The 19,025-nt window shown below is 70.3% G+C and carries 12 protein-coding genes; 3 read left to right on the top strand and 9 right to left on the bottom strand.

Annotation, left to right across the window (positions count from 1 at the left end):
* From JRI60_RS42495 to JRI60_RS42470, 6 genes are all read right to left on the bottom strand, one after another.
* Positions 1 to 1,971 (bottom strand): tetratricopeptide repeat protein, encoded by a 1,971-nt coding sequence (locus JRI60_RS42495; protein ID WP_204221774.1) that lies wholly within the window; start codon positions 1,969 to 1,971, stop codon positions 1 to 3.
* 116 nt (positions 1,972 to 2,087) lie between these two features.
* On the bottom strand, positions 2,088 to 2,708 hold the full coding sequence (locus tag JRI60_RS42490) for a DUF2378 family protein (RefSeq protein ID WP_204221773.1): 621 nt from the start codon (positions 2,706 to 2,708) through the stop codon (positions 2,088 to 2,090).
* A gap of 151 nt (positions 2,709 to 2,859) precedes the next feature.
* The gene (locus JRI60_RS42485; RefSeq protein ID WP_239470054.1) at positions 2,860 to 3,453 is read right to left on the bottom strand and encodes a hypothetical protein; all 594 of its coding nucleotides are present in this window, start codon (positions 3,451 to 3,453) and stop codon (positions 2,860 to 2,862) included.
* Positions 3,454 to 3,474: 21 nt separating this feature from the next.
* Complete coding sequence (locus JRI60_RS42480; RefSeq protein WP_204221771.1) at positions 3,475 to 5,850, bottom strand: hypothetical protein; 2,376 nt, start codon at positions 5,848 to 5,850, stop codon at positions 3,475 to 3,477.
* 141 nt (positions 5,851 to 5,991) lie between these two features.
* Positions 5,992 to 8,886, bottom strand: coding sequence for an ATP-binding protein (locus JRI60_RS42475; protein ID WP_204221770.1), 2,895 nt, complete (start codon positions 8,884 to 8,886; stop codon positions 5,992 to 5,994).
* A gap of 119 nt (positions 8,887 to 9,005) precedes the next feature.
* Positions 9,006 to 10,394 carry a sigma-54-dependent transcriptional regulator gene (locus tag JRI60_RS42470; protein ID WP_204221769.1) on the bottom strand — a complete coding sequence of 463 codons (1,389 nt, stop codon included), beginning with the start codon at positions 10,392 to 10,394 and terminating at the stop codon, positions 9,006 to 9,008.
* Positions 10,395 to 10,666: 272 nt separating this feature from the next.
* Between JRI60_RS42470 and JRI60_RS42465 the strand changes: the two genes are divergently transcribed.
* Positions 10,667 to 12,904: a sensor histidine kinase gene (locus JRI60_RS42465; protein WP_204221768.1), complete on the top strand. Its 2,238-nt coding sequence runs from the start codon at positions 10,667 to 10,669 to the stop codon at positions 12,902 to 12,904.
* A 4-nt stretch (positions 12,905 to 12,908) separates the two neighbouring features.
* Here JRI60_RS42465 and JRI60_RS42460 read toward each other — a convergent pair whose 3' ends face one another.
* Genes JRI60_RS42460 through JRI60_RS42450 form a run of 3 tightly spaced genes read right to left on the bottom strand, consistent with a single transcriptional unit; the run spans position 12,909 to position 15,611 of the window.
* Complete coding sequence (locus JRI60_RS42460; RefSeq protein WP_204221767.1) at positions 12,909 to 13,280, bottom strand: hypothetical protein; 372 nt, start codon at positions 13,278 to 13,280, stop codon at positions 12,909 to 12,911.
* 16 nt (positions 13,281 to 13,296) lie between these two features.
* Entirely contained in the window at positions 13,297 to 14,409 is a 1,113-nt protein-coding gene (locus tag JRI60_RS42455; RefSeq protein ID WP_204221766.1) for a restriction endonuclease fold toxin-2 domain-containing protein, read from the bottom strand.
* Entirely contained in the window at positions 14,406 to 15,611 is a 1,206-nt protein-coding gene (locus JRI60_RS42450) for a sensor histidine kinase (protein ID WP_204221765.1), read from the bottom strand. Before JRI60_RS42450 ends, JRI60_RS42455 begins: the two co-directional genes overlap by 4 nt.
* Positions 15,612 to 15,691: 80 nt before the next feature.
* Between JRI60_RS42450 and JRI60_RS42445 the strand changes: the two genes are divergently transcribed.
* Complete coding sequence (locus tag JRI60_RS42445; RefSeq protein ID WP_204221764.1) at positions 15,692 to 16,840, top strand: hypothetical protein; 1,149 nt, start codon at positions 15,692 to 15,694, stop codon at positions 16,838 to 16,840.
* A gap of 13 nt (positions 16,841 to 16,853) precedes the next feature.
* Positions 16,854 to 19,025, top strand: a complete 2,172-nt coding sequence (locus JRI60_RS42440) for a bifunctional alpha,alpha-trehalose-phosphate synthase (UDP-forming)/trehalose-phosphatase (protein WP_204221763.1) — start codon at positions 16,854 to 16,856, stop codon at positions 19,023 to 19,025.

Raw genomic sequence — 19,025 nt, 5'->3', positions numbered from 1 at the left:
TCACGGCATCCACGATTCGGGTAGCCGGCCTCCCATGAGCTCGAGTCTGTCGCGGTAGAGCTCCACCTGGGGATCTCCCGGATGGGAGGTCTCCAGGATGTGGAGCCAGACCCAGGCGCCTTCTTCGTCTTTCTCGGCGAGCAGCAGCTCCATATGGGCCGCGCAGAGCGCGGACACCTCCGATACATGCAGGATGCGCTGGGACAGGAGGGGCTCGAGCAACTGGCGGGCCTCCTCCAGGCGTCCCGTCTGGATACGAAGGCGGGCCACCGCGCAGCGGCCGAAGAAATAGTCAGGCCAGCGCTGATGAACCTCCTCGATCATGCGCTCCGCCTCCTCGGTGTGTCCCTGCACCTGACGGGCAACGGCCAGGTTGTTCATCAGATCGGGCGAGTCCGGTTCGAGGGCGAGCGCCTCCCGGAGGAGCTGCTCCGCCTTCCTTCCGTGCCGCAGTTGGAGCAGCTCGACGGAGCGCTCCAGCAGCCGCTCCACCTTGGGGGTGTGTTTCTGCCTCAGGGCCGTGGTGGAGACCTCGATGTCGAGCCAGCGGTAGGGCTGCCGGCGTTTGCCCGTCCAGAGCAGCATCTCGTCCTCACGGGCCGCGCCCGCGAGCAGGGCGACGCGCGCCGCACGGAAGCGATCTCCCAGCGCGCCCCGCTCGCCGAGGGCGAAGCGCTTCAGCTCCTCGACGAAGGGGACCTCCTCCATCAGGTCGCACAAGCCGAGGATCAATCGAACCCCCTCCGGGCTCCCGCGGTCCAACAGCAGGGGAACGAGAGGCCGCAGCTCGGGAAATTCCTCCATCAGGAGGGCTCCCAGACGCCGCTTCTCCTTGTCGTTCTCACTCGCTTCCGCCAGACGCGTGCCCAGCGCGTTGATCCGGACCGGTGGCAGCCAGCTGGACAGCTCGAAGGCCCACGGTGCGGGACGCAGGGCCACGGGCAGGTCGAGCGCCTCGAGGTTGCGGAGGGCGGGTTCCAGGTCGGGTGCCAGCTCCAATGCCTCCACCCACAAACGCGAGGCCCGGTCGGAGTCACCCAGGCGTAGCGCCGCGACAGCCGCCATGTGCCGCAGCTGGGCTTCCGACGAGGGCAGCTGGGGCCGCTGCCCCCGCTCCATCTTCTCCAAGGTCTCGAGCACCCCCACGTCATCGCCCAGGTAGGTGAGCGCCTCGACGATCTTCAGCCAGCGTTCATCCGCCGGGGCGGTGGAGGCCTCGAGCCGTTTGGCGACCGCGTGGGCCTCTTCCGTGCGGCCGGAGAGCAGGAACACGCGCGTCAGATTGGCGAGGGCATGGACGTTGTCCGGATGGGATTCGAGCACTTGCCAGAAGGCGGCCTCCGCCCTGGCGGAGTCCCCCTCCGTCCAGGCCGCCATCCCGAGGTTGTTGAGGATCGCGGGCATCCGCGGCCAGGTCACGTGCAGGGCCTCCGCGGCCTCTCGCGCCTCATGCGCCCGCCCCGAGGCGAGCAGGTGCTGGATGCGTTCGTGCTCCAGGGCAATCCGCTCGCCTTTCTCTCCCTCCTCCGCGAGCCCGAGCCCGGAGCGCACCTCCGGCAGTGCCTTCTCCAGCTGCTCCAGCGTCTGCCGGGCCTCGGCGGCGTTCGGGTGCGAGGGCCATCGCGCCAGGAACCGACGGAAGGCCTGGATGGCGGTGACCGGGTAGAGGTTGACCAGTGCCGCCGCCGCCAGGGCCAGCGCGAGATCGGGGTCATCGGGACGGAGTGGGAGCAGCCTCTCCACGGCGCATTGATAGCCCTGCGTATCGCCGACCTCGTAGGTCAGGTCGACGAGTGCCTCCAGGACCCGTGGGTCGTCCGGAAATCGCGAACCGAGCCGGGTGAGCACGGCACGGGCCTCCGCCGTACGGCCTTCTTCGAGGAGCGCATCGACCGAGACCCGCGCCGCGCGCAGACGCTCCGTGACGAGCCCTCCGCCTCCCGTCTGCCGCCGCTTGCTCCGCTTGCCCATGGATCCTCTCCTTCCCCCGCACGGGCAGCCCACCCCGCGAGGGTTACCGGAAAGGTGGTATTGGCGAGGTGACCGGAGAAGTCAAGCGGAGAGGTGGCGGGGACCGCCCGGGTCTTTCAATCCCAGGACAGGTCCAGGTCGATGCTGAGCTCTCCCGTGGGCCGCGCGCGCGCCCGCACGTTCTCCACCCCGAGCCGTCCGGCGATCGCGAGTGCGCCCCCCTCGTGGTACGGGAGCGGGGTGAAGGTGCATTGGATGGCGAGGATGCTCCGCTTCGGCCCCCTCCAGTGCACCGTCGGCTCCCCGTAGGGCATCACGACCTTGTAGAGCGTCTGCAGGGTGCCCACCCACTGCTTCGGGTCCGTGCCGTTCATCAGTTGTGCCGACCGACCCACCACGGAGGCCATGTAGCTCTCCCCGGACTTCCAGCCGAGCTGTCGCAGGGATTCCTCGACGCTCCCATACCTGGAGCTCAGCCCCCGCCCCGCGGCGGTGAGCAACCGGAGGAGCGCACTGGTGGGGTAGTTGAAGAAGTCCAGGAACTCCTTCTCCCCGGTCGCTTCCAGGCACTGCCGCACCACGTCCTCGGTGCCCCCGAGCTCCCGCACGGCCTTCAAGGTGGCCTTGAACAGGATGCCGCGAGTCGTGTGTCGCGGGGTCACCAGCCGCAACCGTTGCTCCAGGTCCCGCTCCACGTCGGACGAGGCGCCGCTGTCCGCCTTTCGTTCATCGTGCATGCATCACTTCCGGCGGGGCCCGGCGTTCCGTGACGCCAACCCGCGTCCGGATCGTACTCCCGTACGAGGTGTCAGACACCCGGACGCCGGACACCTGGCCGAGGCACGCTCGCCCGGTCGTCCGAGGAACGAGGCCCCTGGCTCGGATCCGCTACAGCGGTTGGACGGTGCAGCGTCCCTCCGCCCCGCGCGTCAGGTCCTCCGCCACGGTGAGCAGCAGGCCTCGGGTCAGCGACGAGCGCTCCGCCTCCGTCTTCTCCCCCTGCGTGAGCCACCGCGCCACCTTCCCCAGGCTCGCCGCCGTCACCACCTGCAGCCGCACCCCCACCTCCACCACGAACGTCCTCTCCGCCTCCGGCTCCTCCTCCAGCACCCACGCCACCCGCTCCAACTCCAGCGGCTCGGGTTTCTCCGTCAGCGGCCTGCCGTCCAGCACCCAGCCGCCCTCCTTGGACGACCAGGCCAGCACCTGGGTCAGCCGCGTGGCGTCCACCTGCTCGGAGAACCACAGCGTCCGGCGGCGCAGCAGCGTCAGCTCCACCTCCAGCCGCCCCGCCAGCCCCAGCCGCATCAACCGCTCCAGCTCCGGCGCCACCAGGGCGAAGGCCTCGGGCCGCACCACCACCCGCCGCCCCACCCGTGTCGCCGAGCACGTCACCCGGGCCGCTTCCTCCGCCCGGACCGGGGGCGCGAGGAGGCCCACCGCGGCCACCAGTGCCGCGCCGAGCCACCTCCTCGCGCTCATGCCGAGTGCCCCCATGACGCCTCAGAACGTCCGCACGAAGAGCAGCCGCGCCTCGGGCACGAGCGCCGCCCGCTCGTCCGTGCGCCACGCCGCCGTGAAGCGCACCGAGTCTCCGAAGTACAGCTGCGCGCCCACGCCCAGCCTCGGGTCCATCCACCCCGCCTCGCCCCGGTGCACCGTCCCCACGTCCGCGAAGGCGCCGAGGAAGCCCCACCGGTACTCCGCGCTCGCCAGCAACGAGGCGTCTCCCCGGAACTCCTTGAAGGCGAAGCCGCGCAGCCCGTCCCACCCGCCCAGCGCCTCCCGCTTCTGCAGGGGCAGGTCCTCGCCTCCCGCCGCGCGCACTCGCAGCCGCAGCCCCGAGTCATGGCCGGTGTTCACGTACAGCACCGAGTCGCTCACCACCTTCCAGAAGTGGAACCGGTCATCTCCTCCCAGCTCGGGGCTGCCCACCTCCACCGTCAGCAGGCTGTGCACCGCCGAGCGCTCCGGCCACTCCCAGTCGTGCCGCAGCAGCGACAGCTCGGGGCTGCGGAAGAGCGAGCCCACGCCCTCCGCCCGGGCCGCGTCGCTCGCGTACTCGAGGCGGCCCACCACCGACGTCATCTTCCCCTCGTCCACCTCCGGGTTGTGGAAGGGCGCCGAGTCGCGCCGGAAGAGGGAGAAGGGCGGCGAGAAGCTCACCAGCGACTCGTACGTGTCCCTCCGGTACTCGGCCCCGAGGAGCCACTGCGTCCCGAGCCGCCAGGTGGCGAAGCCCGTGAGCCCGCTGCGCCGGAAGTACTCCGCGTCCGGACGGTTGAGGAGCGCGGAGTAGATGAACGAGTCGATGGCCCCCAGCCGCCACCGGTCGAAGGTGTCCGTGAAGTCGTGCAGCTGGATGCCGATCTCGGCCAGCCGCAGCACCGGCACCTGGGCCTTCGCCCCCACCAGCCAGTTGAGCCGGCGCTGGAGCTTCGTCTGCTCCGGGTCCTCCGGAATCCGCTGGCCGCCCCACCGCAGCGGAATGGTCAGCGCCGCGTCCAGCTTCACGTGCGCCCGGTTGCGCACGTCCCACAGGTCGACCGAGCCCGACAGGCCGGGCGCGAAGCCCGTCACCTGCGTGTGCATGGGGATGAGGTCCACGTCGAAGGAGGCTCCCCGGGGCTTCACGTGCACCACCACGCGCCGGCCCACGGTGGTGATGGCGTCCTCGGACGCGCGCTCCCACTTCTTCGCCAGCTCGCTCCAGGTCAGTTCCTCCTCTTCCTCCTCCCGGTGCTTCTTCCGCTCGCGCCGCTCCTCCTCGGGCACCAGCCGGTAGCGCCGCGCGCCGCCCTCCTCGCGCTCCTCCTGGAAGCGCGTGTCCTCCGAGGGGAGCGTCTCCACGTCCCTCAGCGACAGGAAGGGCATCTCCGTCTCCAGCCGCCTCGACGCGCGGCGCAGGTCGCTGCGCAGCAGCACGTCGCCGGGCTTGATGCCCAGCACCTCGCGCACCTGCTCCGCCACGTCCTCGTCCACGCCCGACACCTCCACCGCCTCCACCCGCCCCTCGTCCACCCGCACCGTCAGCACCCCGTCCGGTGTCAGCGCGGCGTCGATCGTCGCGAGCGGGTAGCCCTCGTCGTGCAGCTCATCCAGCCCGCGCTCCAGCGCCGCGGGCAGGCCCCGCCACACGAAACCCGGGTGGAGCTCGCCCTTCTTGAAGGAGGCCAGCAGCTCCCGGGGCGGGTACGGCGCCGGGCAGGTCCTCTTCCGGGTGGAGATCTCCACCCGACCGTGCTCCGTGTCGATGCGCACGTTGATGTCATCCTCGTCATCGTCGTCATCGTCGCTGTCGTCGTTGGTGGAGTACGGTGGGAGCCGGAACAGCTCGTCGCGCACTTCCCGGAGCTCGTCCTCGCGCAGGCCCTCGAGGTCCACGCGCGTGACGTAGGGCTGCTCCTCCAGCACCACCACCAGCACCGGGGTCGAGCCCTCCGCGAGCCGCACCGTGGGTGTCACCCGTGTGAACAGCCCCGTGCGAGCCAGCCGGCGCAGGACGATCGCCGCCTGCTCGGGGGAGAGCGTCCCCCTGGCGGGAACGCGGGCCAGGTTGCGCACCTGCGCCTGCGAGAGGCGCTCGAGGCCCTGGAGCTCCACTCCCGCCAGCGCGCGGGTCTCGCCGTTGATGCTCAGTCGCAGCGCGGCGAGCACGTCGGAGTCGCCCTCGTCCTCATCCTCGGAGAGGCAGGGATCGTCCTCTCGCGCGGGTGGCGCCGCGGACTCCGCGGGAGCCTCGGGCGTGGGGGGCGGGGCCGGAGCGGGCGTGGAGGGTTGGGCCGGAGCGGGCGTGGTCGGCGGGGTGCCGGTGTCGGCGGTCCCCTGGGCAGTGGCCGTGAAGGAGAGGAGGCTGAGAAGGAGTGCGAAGCGGTTCATGCGAGACGGGAGGAGCACGTGGCGTTCCAGGTCACCTGGCGCGGCAAGTGCGCGAAAACACGGTGCCCGAATCCTGGGGAGGATGTCATCTCCACATCCTCGATGTCGTGGGGGTGATGTTCTAATGACATCGGAGCCCGTTCAGGTGGGCAGCTCACGCCCGGCGGGGGGCTGCGAGAGCGGAAGGGAGAAGTAGAACCGGCTTCCCCGTCCCACCTCGCTCTCCACCCACGTCCTCCCGCCGTGGGCCTCGATGATGCCCTTCACGATGTACAGCCCCAGGCCCGTACCGGACTGGGCGGCGCCCCGGACACGCCAGTAGCGGTCGAAGAGGTGCGGGAGGTCCTCGGCGGCGATTCCGGGGCCGGTGTCCTGGACGCAGACGACGAGCTCCTCCCGCACGCGCCGCGCGGAGACCTGGATGGTGCCGTGGCTGCCCGTGTACTTGATGGCGTTGCCCACGAGGTTCGACACCACCTGCTTCATCCGCGGCAGGTCGTACATGAGCAGGGGGAGCCCGGGGTCGAGCTGGAGCTCGAGGTGCTGCTCCTTCTCCAGGGCCACCGGCCGGAGCATCTCCACGGTCTCGAGCAGGCAGTCCGCGAGCTCGTGGGGCATCCGCTGGAGGGACAGGCGTCCGGCCTCGATCGCACCCGCGTTGAGCAGATCCTCGATGAGCAGGCTCATCTGGTTCACGGTGCCGCGGACGACGGCCACGTGCCGGGTGAAGAGCGCCTCGTTGTCCCGGACCCTGGGCAGCAGCCGCGTCGAGAGCGCGAGGGCGTTGAGCGGGTTGCGGAGGTCATGCGAGACGACCGCGAGCACCTCCTCCCGGCTCCTCAACGCCTGCTGCGCCTCCCGGTAGAGCCTGGCGTGGTCGAGCGAGATGGCCGCGCGGAGCGCCAGGTCTCGGGCGAGCGCCAGATCCTCGTCGGTGTAGCGGCCCGCCCGCGCCGAGGCCACCGTGAGTGCTCCGAGCGTCTGCTCTCCCACGTTCAAGGGGATGATCATCGCCTCGCGGGCGAGCGGGAGCGCCGCGGCGCCATCCTCGTCCAGAGTCGTGAGGCCGAGCGTGACCTCCTCCTTCAGGACCAGCGGCTCCCGCGAGTGGATGACGCGGAGGACGGGATGGCGTGAGCCGATTTCGAAACGGATGCGCTGGGACGCGCCCCGCCATGTGGGCCCGCCCGGGACGCGCTCCGCGGCCCGGACCACCCACTGGCCCTCGGCGTCCTCCACGAGGAGATCCACGCTGGCCATCTCCGCCAGCTCGGGGACGAGCAGCTCCACGATGAGCCGCACGAGCTCCTCGTCATCGAGTGAACGCACCAGGCTCTCACTGGCCTGGGACAGGAAGCGCAGCCGGTTGCGCTCCGTCTCCAGGCCCCGGTGGAGCTTGCTGTTCTCGATGATGACTCCCGCGTAGGCGGCGAGCAGCTCGATGATGCGTTGATCCTCCTCCGTGAAGGCGGCTCGCCCCACCTTGTTCGCCAGGTAGAGGTTGCCCACGCTCCTGGCCTCGTAGCGGACGGGGATGCCGAGGAACGGACCCATCTCGGGATGCCCGTTCGGCAAGCCCTGGAAGAGGGGGCTCTTGCGCACGTCTTCCACGCGCATGGCCTGTCCCTGCCGCGCCACCCACCCGAGCAGCCCCAGGGGCCGAGGGGAATGCCCGAGCCGCATGACCATGTCGGGGTCCATGCCGCTGAACACCCAGGGGTGGAAGGGCTTGCTGGCTTCGGTGCCGATCCCCAGGGCCGCGTAGTCCGCGCCGGTGAGCTTCCGGGCCCACTCGGCGATGCACTGGAGCACCCGGGAGGCGCCGCCGGGTCTCGACACCTCGTCTCCGATGGCGATCGAGGCATGGACGATCGCCTCCAGGCGATGCGCGAGCCGCCGTGAGGACTCCAGGAGCCGCTCCCGTTCGCGCTCCATCTCCTTGCGTTGGGTGATGTCCTCGATGATGGCGAGCGTCCCCGTCGGGTCGCGCCCGGCCACCAGCTCGGACGTGATGACCCGTGTCTCCACCCGCGAGCCATCACGCCGCGTGCATTCCATCTCGACGACCTGTTGCGGGTCCGGCCCCCCGTGCTGGCTCCTCAGCGCAATGGGCGGTGGGGAGCCGAGCACCTCGGATGAGGTCCACCCGAAGAGGTGGGTGGCGGCGGGGTTCCACGTCGTCACCCGGCCCCTTCCATCCAGACCGAGGACGGCGAGCGGCATGGCCGAGATGATCGAATCGAGCAACCCGCTCGTCTTCTTGAGCTCGGTTTCGACGGCGTCGCGTGTCTGGGCCATCTGGTTCAGGGCCGCCGCGATTCGTCCGAGCTCGTCGCCCGGTGGCAGGGGGATCCGGAAGCCGAGCGCGCCCGCCGAGAACTGGCCCACCCCCTCGAGCAGGAGATCGACGGGACGATTGAGCGTCTGGGTGAGCACCTGCTTGCTGAGGAAGAAGAGCAGGAGCGTCGCCACGATTCCCGTGGAGATGGCGGCGATGGTGAAGCGGGCGGTCGCCCGGGCCCGCTCGCTGCGCACCGCGAGGAGCCTGTTCTCCTCGGCGCTCATGGCCTGGATGGCCCGGGAGATCTCATCCATGGTGGCGTGCCCCGCCAGCAGGATGGGGGAGAGGGTGCCGTTCATGGGTCCCTGCCGTTCGCGCGTCTCCACGGCGGACCCGAGCAGTTGCATGCGTCTGAGGATGAGGCGTCTGAGGTGATTCACGTGCTCCTGCTGGACCGGGTTGTCCTCCGTCAGGTGGGCCACGGAGTCGAGCTGTCTGGGGACCCGCTGCCCGATGTCGGCGAAGCCGTCCAGGAATTCATCGGAGCCGGTGATGACGAACCCGCGGGTCATCGACTCCGCCTGGTTCACACCGACCCTGACCTCCTGCAGCCCTCCCAGGACCTCGTGCGTGTGGCGGACCCACCGCTCGCCGTCGAGCCATTGCTGGGCACTGCGAAGGGAGATTACACCCACGATGACGTAGATTGCCGAGGAAGCCAGGAGAAGGGCCCTCGTGCGCGCTCGAAGCGTCATGCCTGCCTCAACAGCACACAGTGAGGATGCACTCTTCCGGATGCCAACGACCGGGCTCGTGAGAGCGGGCCTTCTCTTGCTCTCCCATCCTCCCCCCGGGGCAGGTTGCGCCCGGAGCCTCAGGTGGCGGGGATGCCGAGCGCCTTGACGCGGCGGTAGAGGTTGCCCCGGTCCACCTGCAACAGGCGCGCGGCCGCGGCGATGCTGCCTCCTTCCTCCAGGGCGGCCTGGATGAGTGTGCGCTCGAAGTCGTCCACGTGCTCGCGGTAGCTCTTCTGCCCGAGCACGAGGCGGGAAGGGCTCGCGGCCTTCAGGGACGTGGGGCCCGAGAGGGACTCGGGCGTGAGGGTGAGCGGGCCGTCGCCCCGTAGCAGGTTCTGACGCTCGATGAAGTTGCGCAGCTCGCGCACGTTGCCGGGCCAGGGCCAGGCGCGCAGGGCCTCCTCCGCGCCGGGCGCCAGCACCAGCGGCACCTTCGGCCCGGCCAGCTCCGCCGCGAAGGCGCGCGCGAGCGGGAGGATGTCCTCGGGCCTCTCGCGCAGGGGCGGCAGGGTGAGGGGGAGCACGTTGAGCCGGAAGTACAGGTCCTGCCGGAAGCGGCCCTCCTGCACCGCGCGTGTGAGCTCCCGGTGCGTGGCGGCCAGGATGCGCACGTTGACGGGGATGGGCAGGCCACCCCCCAGTCGCTCCACCTCCTTCGTCTCCAGCACGCGCAGCAGCTTGGCCTGGAGCTCCAGCGGCATGTCCCCGAGCTCGTCGAGGAACAGCGTGCCGCCGTGGGCCTGTTCGATGCGGCCGAGCCGCCGCGTGGTGGCGCCGGAGAAGGCACCGCGCTCGTGGCCGAACAGCTCGCTCTCCAACAGGGTGGAGGGGATGGCGGCGCAGTTGACGGCGACCAGCCGCCCCTTGCGCCCCGAGGCCAGGTGGAGTGCCCGGGCCACGCGCTCCTTGCCCGTGCCCGTCTCGCCGGTGATGAGGATGGAGGCGTCGCTGGGGCCCACGCGGGCGATGAGCTTGCGCAGCGACTCCATGGCGGGGCTGTCCCCCACGAGGTGGCCGGGCCGGGCCAGCTCCTCCTGGAGCCGCTGTTGCTCCTCGCGCAGCTCGCTGAGGACGAGCGCGTTGCGCAGCGCGGTGAGGAGCCGCTCGGGTGAGGGCGGCTTCTCCACGAAGTCGGTGGCGCCCAGCTTGAGGGCCTGCACGGCCTCGGCGGGCGAGGCTTCGCCGGAGAGCACCACCACCGGGACGGGCAGGGGCCTGGGCAGCCGGGCGAGCAGCTCCAGGCCCGTCTCTCCGGGCATGCGCAGGTCCAGCAGCATCAACGCGGGCGGCGGGCCGGGCGCGTCGAGGAGGCGCACGGCCTCGGCGGTGGAGCGGGCCTCCACGGGGGAAAAGCCCTCATCGGAGAGCAGGCCCCGCAGCCCCTTGAGGACGCCAGGGTCGTCGTCCACCAGGAGGATGCGGGGGCCGGGCGCCTGGGCGCGCGGGGGAGCGAGCGGGGTTTCCACGGGTCCAGCGTAGTCGACTCGGGGGCGCCCAGGGTGGTGTGCGCCTCCTGGGGGAGTAGGAGCACGCCCAGTTCCTGTTGTTCCAGAGTGCGATGAGCTGAGTGCAGGGAGCCAGGGGGGCGGCGGAGGAGTCCCGCGCCCTGGGAGGTCATTTCGTGAAAAGGCAGGCGGGCATCCGTGGTGCTTCAGTGGGATTCGCTCATGCCCTGGGGTCATGCGCTCGCCGTGAGGCACTCCTCACCAGTTCTCTCCAGGAACTCGGGAGCGAGGGAGTGGGCAGGCCCCTGGCGGGTGCGCGGCTCTCCGGGGGAGGCTCCGGGGGCCACGGCCCCGGGCACGCCTCTCGGGGCGGTCTGCTCGGGCGGATGAGCCGGGCGCTGGTCGCGTGCGTCGCGCGGGATGACGTGTTCCGCAGCCTCGGCCGCGTGGCGCTGCCGGAGCTGGGGGACTGGTGTGACCTCGACCTGCTCCAGGACGGAGTGCTCCGGCGGATCGCCGCCTTCCGCTCGCCCCACGGCCAGGTGCATGGGCCGCCGAGCGGTCCTCCCTCGCTGCTGTCCCGGAGAGTGGCCCGCACGGGCCGGCCGGAGTTGCTCCGTGGGCCCTCCAAGCAGGTGCTCCTGGCCCTGTCCTCGGAGGAGGAGGCGCTGCCGCGCCTTCAGGAGGCTGGGCTCCTGGACTGCCTGGCGGTCCCCCTGCGCCTGGGCGACCAGCTCGTGGGGGTCCTGTCCTTCGCCACGCGGGAGCGGGCCGCGCGCCTGGACGAGGACGCGCTGGCGCTCGCCGAGGATCTGGCCGGTTGCGTCGCGTTCGCGCTGGAGACGCACCGGCTGCGCCAGGAGTTGGAGCACACCCGCCACGAGGCGGAGGCACGAGCGGAGGCGCTCGACCGCGAGTTGCGGCGGCAGGTGGCCGACTTCCAGACGCTGCTGGACGTCATTCCCGTGGGCATCGGCATCGCCCAGGACAGGGAGTGCCAGCGCATCCGGCAGAACACGTGGTTCTCGCGGCTGCACGGGCTGCCGCTCGACAGCAACATCTCGCTCAGCGCGCCCGAGGGGGAGCGCCAGCCGATCCGCTATCTCGACAAGGGTCGCGCGCTCGCGCCCGAGGAGTTGCCGATGCAGCGGGCGGCCGCGACGGGCCAGGAGGTGCTCGACGTGGAGCTGGAGCTCGAGGTGCATGGGCAGCGGCGCGGCACCCTCGTCATCTCCGCCGTGCCGCTCTTCGACGAGGCGCACCGCCCCCGCGGCTCCATCGGAACCATCCAGGACGTCACCGCGCGCAAGCGGGCCACGGAGGCGCAGCGCTTCCTGGCCGAGTCCAGCGCGGTGCTCTCCTCGTCATTGGACCCGGAGCAGACCTCGCGGACCCTGGCGCGGCTGTGCGTCCCCGCGCTCGCCAACACGGCGGCACTGTTCGGATGGAGGCCCGACGGGACGCTCGGACTGGTGTCGGTGACCCATGAGAATCTCGCGGCCGAGTCACTCATCGCCAGCACGGAGCTTCCGGCGATCTCCGAGGGGACTCCCGTCCACGAGGCCATGGTCTCGGGACAACCCCGGCTCCTGGCGGTGATGGACTTCCCGGCCGACTCTCGCGTGGAGCGGACCGATGTGTGGCGGGAGCTGCGCTGGCGGCTCGGAATCCACTCCCTGATGGTCATCCCGCTCTCCGCCTCCCACGGCGTGGCGGGAGTGCTGGTGCTCGGCTCCTCGGAGCGGACGTTCACCGAGGACGACTTCACCTTCGCCCGGGAGTACGCCGCGCATGCGTCGTACGCCATCGACAACGCCCGGCTGTACAGGGAGGCCCGGGAGGCCGTCGCCCTGCGGGAGGAGTTCCTCGGCATCGCCGGCCACGAGCTGCGCACACCGCTCACCGCGCTGCAACTGGGGTTGCAGAGCCTGGTCCGCCACGCGGCCACCTCGGGTGACTGCGCCGGGGTGGCGAAGTGGGTCGCCACGTGTCAGCGGCAGGGGGAACGGTTGAACAGACTGGTGGGAGATCTGCTGGATGTGAGCCGCATCACCTCCGGCCGACTGCCCCTGGTGCTCGAGGAGATGGATCTGGCGGTGCTCGTGGAGGAGGTGGCGGCACGCATGCGGCCGGAGCTGGAGACGGCGGGCTGTGCCCTGTCGCTGTCGCTGGAGTCGCCGCTGGTGGGGAGATGGGACCGCTCGCGCCTGGACCAGGTGGTGACGAACCTGCTAGCCAACGCGGTGAAGTACGGGCAGGGCCGGCCCATCGAGCTGTCCGCCGTGGCCACCGCCGAGGGCGTGTGCCTGCGCGTGCGGGACGAGGGCATCGGCATCTCCGGGGTGGACCAGGCGCGCATCTTCGAGCGCTTCGAGCGGGCCGTGCCGGATAGGCACTATGGGGGGTTGGGGCTCGGGCTGTGGATCACGAAGCAGATCGTCACCCTGCTCGGGGGACACATCCACGTGGAGAGCGAGCAGGGCCGGGGTTCCACCTTCACGGTGGAGCTGCCCCAGCGGGTGGAGGGCTGAGGGGTCACCCTCCACTTGCATGGAATGCCTCGAGTATTTCCGCTGCTGTCATCATCGGGGTCACCTTCACCTCGCCATTCATGCTTTCATCGCAGAAAATGACTGGCAGGTGAGCGGGCACAAGGGTTCGGCACCACTGAACGAACCCAGATATCTCTCGAAGAGAAGCACCTTCGAATGTGATGGAGTCGCCTGTCCTGGCAAGCAAACCCTCCAATGCCGAATCAGTCATGGGGACACTGAACTCCAGAGCGTAGCTTCTCTGGGGATTGGAGATTGGCTTCACCGTGGCACCGGGCCATCGCGTGCTCAGACTGGAAATGAAATCCGCGGCAGATGGCAATCCACCATCTTCCGACATGATGAAGAACTTCATCCACCTTCTCCCCGTCTCAAGGACGAACGACGACCTCACCTGGAATGCCAAAATTCTTCAGGAGTCCCTCGAAGAGGGGAACAGCCCTGCTATCGTTGACAATCACCTCGAGTTCCACGACAGGAGTGTGGGGATCCTTGATGACCGCGGCGTAACGCGCGAACTCGTCCATGAGTGCATTCAGAATCATGGTCCGGGCTTTCTCGGCGCACTTCGAGCCAGCAATGAACGGGCTTCTCTCGGCATCGCCAATGTGTTTGATCTCGAGCAGCCTCGCCTTCTCCAGGCGAGCACCGTCCGCCCAGACTTCCTCGCCACCCCCAGAGACATGCATTTCCTCTGGCCCCGCATGTTTCCTCTGGTACCTGTAGGACTCCGAGTCCTCGCGGGCGGGCCGCCGTTTCACCTTTTCAATCCACTCCTTGAAGGCCTCGAGGTCCACCTTCTTGGGTTTCTCGCCTTCCGCTTGTGCCCGCCCTCCTGTCGGGCGCCCACCCGCTGTGGCCAGCGCAGGTGCTACCCCAACTCCGGGGACGACGCCCGGCGAGGCTCCCACTGTGTTACCCAAACGACCGCCCATGGTTACCGGTACGGGCTCGAGCAGTAGCGAGGGGGGCTCGCGTGGCCCTGGCCGCGTCTGCACCTTGCCGGATACCTTCTTCATCAGGATGAACGTCACGACGCTCACCCCCACCGTCGCCATGGCTCGTGCGAGGTGTGCTGCCGCCGCGTCGAGGCCCGCCTCATCTCTCGCGGTGGTCGCGGAGTTGACGTAGTGCCACAGCGAGTCCTTCACGGCAGCCGTCTGTGCTGCGGCCATCATGGCGCCCAGCGCCAGCAGCGCCACGTCCACGGCCTGGCCGAGCACGGGAATGCCCTGGCTGCCGAGCCATGCCGCGGTCATCGTCCCCATCAGTGCCAGGCTCTCGGGAGACAACATCGTCTGCACTTCCCTCATTGCCTCGTCTGGCATGCGCCCCAGGGCACGTATGAAGGCGCGGCAGAGCTTCTCCGACTTCTCCATCGTCTCGACTGGCTGGGGCCGCGCATGACACAGCCCGTTCTCCACCGAGTTGGCGAACGCGGGTGCGGCGAACAGAAGCCCCAAGCAACAGAGGATGATTCTCATGGATGTACCCCAGCGGGTGGAGGGCTGAGGGGCAGCTCCACGCGCGCGAGCGTGCCACCCCCGGGCGCGGGCTCCAGACGCAGGGTGCCTCCGTGCTCGTGAACGATCTTCTGGGCGATGGGGAGTCCCAGGCCGCTGCCGCCGGGCTTGGTGCTGAAGAGTCCCCGGGTGAGGGCGGGGCCCTCGAGCACCTGGGGAATCCCTCCGCCGTTGTCGCGGATGGAGACACGCACGGAGGAGGGGAGCGCCTCGATGGAGAGGTGCACGGGGGCGGCGCCGGACGGTGAGGCCTCGGTGGCGTTCTTGAGGAGGTTGCCGAAGAGGCGGCGCAGGCCATCCGGATCCGCGGAGAGGGTGGGCTCCGGGCCGGGCTGGAGCTCCACGGGGACGGGAGAAGTGCCCTCATACAGGGCGCACACCTCGGCGAGCAGGGGGCGCAGGGCGACGGGCTGGAAGCGCGGCGCGGGCAGACGGGCGAAGTCGGAGAAGCTCCGGGTCATCCGCATGAGCAGCTCCACCTCCTCCTGCAGGAGGGAGACGGACTCGGCGATACGGGTGGCGTCCGGAGGTCCGTCCGCGCGGGAGAGTCGCGCCAGCGCGAGCTTCATGGCCGTGAGCGGATTGCGCAGCTCGTGGGCGAGCGCGCGGGCCACGTCCTGCCAGGCGGCGATCTGCTCGGCGGACTTGAGGCGCTCGCGCTGGGCGGCGAGCTCGCGGCCCATGCGGTTGAACTGGACGAGGAGGAACTGGAGCTCGTCGCGGGGCGAGTCGGGGGCGGGCAGTTGGACGGAGAGGTCTCCGCGTGCGTAGGACCACATGCCCTGGGTGAGGGTGGAGACGGGGCGGGTGAGGGCCCGGCCGAGCAGCACGGCGGCGGCCGTGAGCACCGTGGCCGAGACGAGCAGCAGGGCCGCGATGAGCATGGGCGTGCGGCGGGCGAGGGCGCGGCGGGCGAGCTCCGCCTGGGCGAGGTTGAGGCGGGCCTCGTCGAGCGCGGCCTGGGAGTGGCCCTCCCGGGCCAGTCCGGTGGAGAGCTCCTCGAGCACCTGCTCCACGGGCGCCAGGGACACGGAGAGCAGCTCCTGGAGCGCCTGCCGGGCCAGGAAGCCGAGCAGCACGAGCGGCACCAGTCCCGTGATGAGCATCACGACGAGGAGCCGGCGGCGGAAGAGGGCGGGGGGCGGGGGCAGGTCGGGAGGCATCGGCGACGCGATGTTGGAGCCGCGCGGGGCCTCCTTCCAGCTTTGGAACGCGGTCCGGCGGGCTGATACCCTCCCGGGAGATGTCCCGTCTTCTCGCTCCCTCCCAGGCATGGCTCTTCGGCCGAGGCGTGGACCTCGCCGTCTTCGCGGGCAGCGCGCTCGTCTCGGTGGGGCTCCTGCTCGCCGCCCCCCTGCTGGGCGCCTTGGGGGAGACGCCCCTCTGGGCCTGGGTGCTGCTCGTCGTCGGGGTCGACGTGGCCCACGTCTGGTCCACCCTGTTCCGCACCTACCTCGACGAGGACGAGCTGCGGCGCCGGCCCGGTCTCTACCTCGCGGCCCCGCTCGTGGCGTACCTGCTGGGCGTCCTCGCGTACTCCGTCTCCCCGGGCGTCTTCTGGAGCCTCTTCGCGTACACCGCGCTCTTCCACTTCGTCCGCCAGCAGTACGGCTGGGTGGCCCTCTACGATCGCAAGGCCCATGTCTCCGGCACCGAGCGCGTCCTCGACGCCGCCGCCATCTACGCCGCCACGCTCGGCCCCGTCATCTGGTGGCACGCCCACCTGCCCCGCGCCTTCTGGTGGTTCCTGGAGAACGACTTCCTCTCCGGCCTCCCGGAGTGGGTGGGCACCGGGGCCCTCGCCGTCCACGGGCTCGTGCTCGTGGCGTGGGCGGGCTTCCAGGTGTCGCGCGTCGTGCGCGGTGAGGGGCTCCAGTCCGGCAAGGTGCTGCTCGTGCTCGCCACCTGGGTGACGTGGTTCGGCGGCATCGTGCTCGCCCGGGACGACTTCGGCTTCACGGTGACGAATGTCCTCCTGCACGGCGTGCCCTACTTCGCGCTCCTCTTCCGCTACACGCGCGGGCGGCTCGCCGAGGGGGGCCAGGGCTGGCTCGGTCCCGTGCTGCGCGCGGGCCTGCCCGGCTTCCTGCTCCCGCTGATCGTGCTCGCCCTGGGCGAGGAGCTCCTCTGGGACAGGCTCGTCTGGCACGAGCGCCCCCTGCTCTTCGGCGAGAGCGGCGGGTGGGTGCTGCCCGCGGACGTGCTGGCGCTCGTGGTGCCCCTGCTCGCGCTGCCCCAGGCCACGCACTACCTGCTGGATGCGTTCATCTGGAAACCGAGCCGGGATTCGACACTCCTCACCCGGCTCGGGTGGACACGCCGCGCGGGTGAAGGTTCGCCACAAGGCATCACCCTCGATTCAAGGGTGGTCATACCCCGAGTGCGTGATTAAGCGTCTGGGACGTATGTCCAGACTCCTGCTCGTTTCCAATCGGCTCCCCGTCACCGTCAAGGCGGACAAGGATGGCGTCTCCGTGGTCCGTAGCGCCGGAGGGCTCGCCACGGGTCTGCGCGGCCCGCATGAGCGCTCGGGGGGCGTCTGGATCGGATGGCCCGGGGACGTCTCACGCCTCACGCCGGAGCAGCGTGCGGCCGTGGAAGCCAGGCTCGCCGAGCTGCGCTGCGTGCCCCTCCATCTGAGCGCCAGCGAGGTCAGCCGCTTCTACGAGGGCTACTCCAACCGCGTCCTCTGGCCGCTGTGCCACTACCTCATCGACCGCGTCCCCAATCAGGACCGGGACTGGGACGTCTACCGCCGGGTGAACGAGCGCTTCGCCGACCTGGTGGTACGCCACTACCAGCCGGGGGACACCATCTGGGTGCATGATTACCAGCTCATGCTGGTGCCAGCCTTCCTGCGGGCGCGGCTGCCCCAGGCGCGCATCGGCTTCTTCCACCACATCCCCTTCCCCTCGAGTGAGATCTTCCGCACCCTGCCGCACCGCACCGAGCTGGTGCGCGGTCTGCTGGGCGCGGACCTCATTGGCTTCCACACGCTCACCTACGTGCGCCACTTCGCCAGCACCCTCATGCGGCTGCTGGGCCTGGAGACGGTGGTGGACCGGGTGTCCTACGAGGGGCGCGAAGTGCGGCTGGGCGGCTTCCCCATGGGCATCGACGCGCAGTCCTTCGAGAACCTCGCCAACGACCCGGGGGTGCTCGAGGACGTGCGCCAGCACCGGGAGAAGAGCGCGGGCCAGCAACTGGTGCTGGGCGTGGATCGGCTGGACTACACCAAGGGGATTCCCCGGAGGTTGCTGGCGGTGCAGCGGTTGCTGGAGCGCGAGCCCGCGTGGCGCAACCGGCTGCGCTTCGTCCAGGTGGCGGTGCCCAGCCGTACGGCGGTGGCGGACTACGCCACCTATCGCGAGAAGGTGGACGAGCTGGTGGGGCGCATCAACGGCCTCTACGGCAGTGTGCACAACGTGCCCGTGCACTACCTCTACCGCTCCTTCAACGAGAAGCAGCTCGCCGCCCTCTACCGCGCCGCGGACGTGATGCTCGTCACCCCCATCCGTGACGGGATGAACCTGGTGGCCAAGGAGTTCTGCGCCGCGCGTCCGGACGAGGACGGCGTGCTGGTGCTCAGCGAGTTCGCCGGCGCCGCGGACGAGCTGGCGGATGCCCTGATGGTGAATCCCTACGACGTGGACGGCATGGCGGACATGCTCGAGGCCGCGCTGGAGATGCCGGAGGAGGAGCGGCGTTCGCGCATGCGGACACTGCGGGCCCGGGTGAAGGAGTACGACGTGCACTGGTGGGTGCGCTCCTTCCTGGACGTGCTCGAGTCCGTGCCCACTCCGCCTCCGCGGACCCAGCCGGCGGGAGCGGAAGCGGCGCTCACCCGTATGCGCGAGGCCCGCAACCTGCTGCTCCTCATCGACTACGACGGCACGCTCGTGCCCTTCGCGCCCAAGCCGGAGCTGGCCACGCCGGACGCGGAGCTGTTGGATCTCCTGCGGCGGCTCGCCATCCGCTCTGGCACCCGGGTGCACATCGTCAGCGGACGGACCCGGGAGACCCTGGAGGCGTGGCTCGGTGGGTTGCCGGTGGGTCTGCACGCCGAGCACGGACTGTGGTCCCGCCCCGCGGCCGAGCAGCCCTGGACGGTCCTCGAGGGAGTGCCCACCGATTGGAAGAGCCTGGTGCGCCCGGTGCTCGAATCCTTCGTCGCGCGTGTGCCCGGCGCCTTCCTCGAGGAGAAGTCGGCGTCGCTCGCCTGGCACTACCGGCAGGTGGACCGGGTGTTCGGTGCCCGGCAGGCGCGGGAGCTGCGCCTGCACCTGGGCGAGGTGTTCGCCCATGGCCCGTTGGAAGTGCTGCCCGGTGACATGGTGGTGGAGGTGCGCGCGCGCGGGGTGAACAAGGGCCGCGTGGTGGAGCGGGTCATCGACGGCATGGCCCCCGGCACGTTGGTGGTGGCCATCGGCGACGACCGCACGGACGAGGATCTCTTCGCCGCGCTGCCCGTGGGGAGCCTCGCCATCCACGCGGGCGGCAAGGACACGCGCGCCAGCTACCGGGTGGGGGGCCCCTCCGAGGTGCGCACGCTGCTCTCCGCGCTGCTGGTGGGCTGA

It is taken from the genome of Archangium violaceum, from assembly GCF_016887565.1.
GTDB lineage: Bacteria > Myxococcota > Myxococcia > Myxococcales > Myxococcaceae > Archangium > Archangium violaceum_B.
Note: the sequence above shows the minus strand (reverse complement) of the source record. Positions and strands in the feature narration are given on the sequence as shown.

What these genes read in the sequence shown, in the direction of transcription:
- JRI60_RS42475 (WP_204221770.1), bottom strand. Translation starts at nt 8,886, where the DNA reads ATGACGCTTCGAGCGCGCACGAGGGCCCTTCTCCTGGCTTCCTCGGCA.
- JRI60_RS42495 (WP_204221774.1), bottom strand. Translation starts at nt 1,971, where the DNA reads ATGGGCAAGCGGAGCAAGCGGCGGCAGACGGGAGGCGGAGGGCTCGTC.
- JRI60_RS42460 (WP_204221767.1), bottom strand. Translation starts at nt 13,280, where the DNA reads ATGAAGTTCTTCATCATGTCGGAAGATGGTGGATTGCCATCTGCCGCG.
- JRI60_RS42450 (WP_204221765.1), bottom strand. Translation starts at nt 15,611, where the DNA reads ATGCCTCCCGACCTGCCCCCGCCCCCCGCCCTCTTCCGCCGCCGGCTC.
- JRI60_RS42480 (WP_204221771.1), bottom strand. Translation starts at nt 5,850, where the DNA reads ATGAACCGCTTCGCACTCCTTCTCAGCCTCCTCTCCTTCACGGCCACT.
- JRI60_RS42485 (WP_239470054.1), bottom strand. Translation starts at nt 3,453, where the DNA reads ATGAGCGCGAGGAGGTGGCTCGGCGCGGCACTGGTGGCCGCGGTGGGC.
- JRI60_RS42490 (WP_204221773.1), bottom strand. Translation starts at nt 2,708, where the DNA reads ATGCACGATGAACGAAAGGCGGACAGCGGCGCCTCGTCCGACGTGGAG.
- JRI60_RS42440 (WP_204221763.1), top strand. Translation starts at nt 16,854, where the DNA reads ATGTCCAGACTCCTGCTCGTTTCCAATCGGCTCCCCGTCACCGTCAAG.
- JRI60_RS42445 (WP_204221764.1), top strand. Translation starts at nt 15,692, where the DNA reads ATGTCCCGTCTTCTCGCTCCCTCCCAGGCATGGCTCTTCGGCCGAGGC.
- JRI60_RS42455 (WP_204221766.1), bottom strand. Translation starts at nt 14,409, where the DNA reads ATGAGAATCATCCTCTGTTGCTTGGGGCTTCTGTTCGCCGCACCCGCG.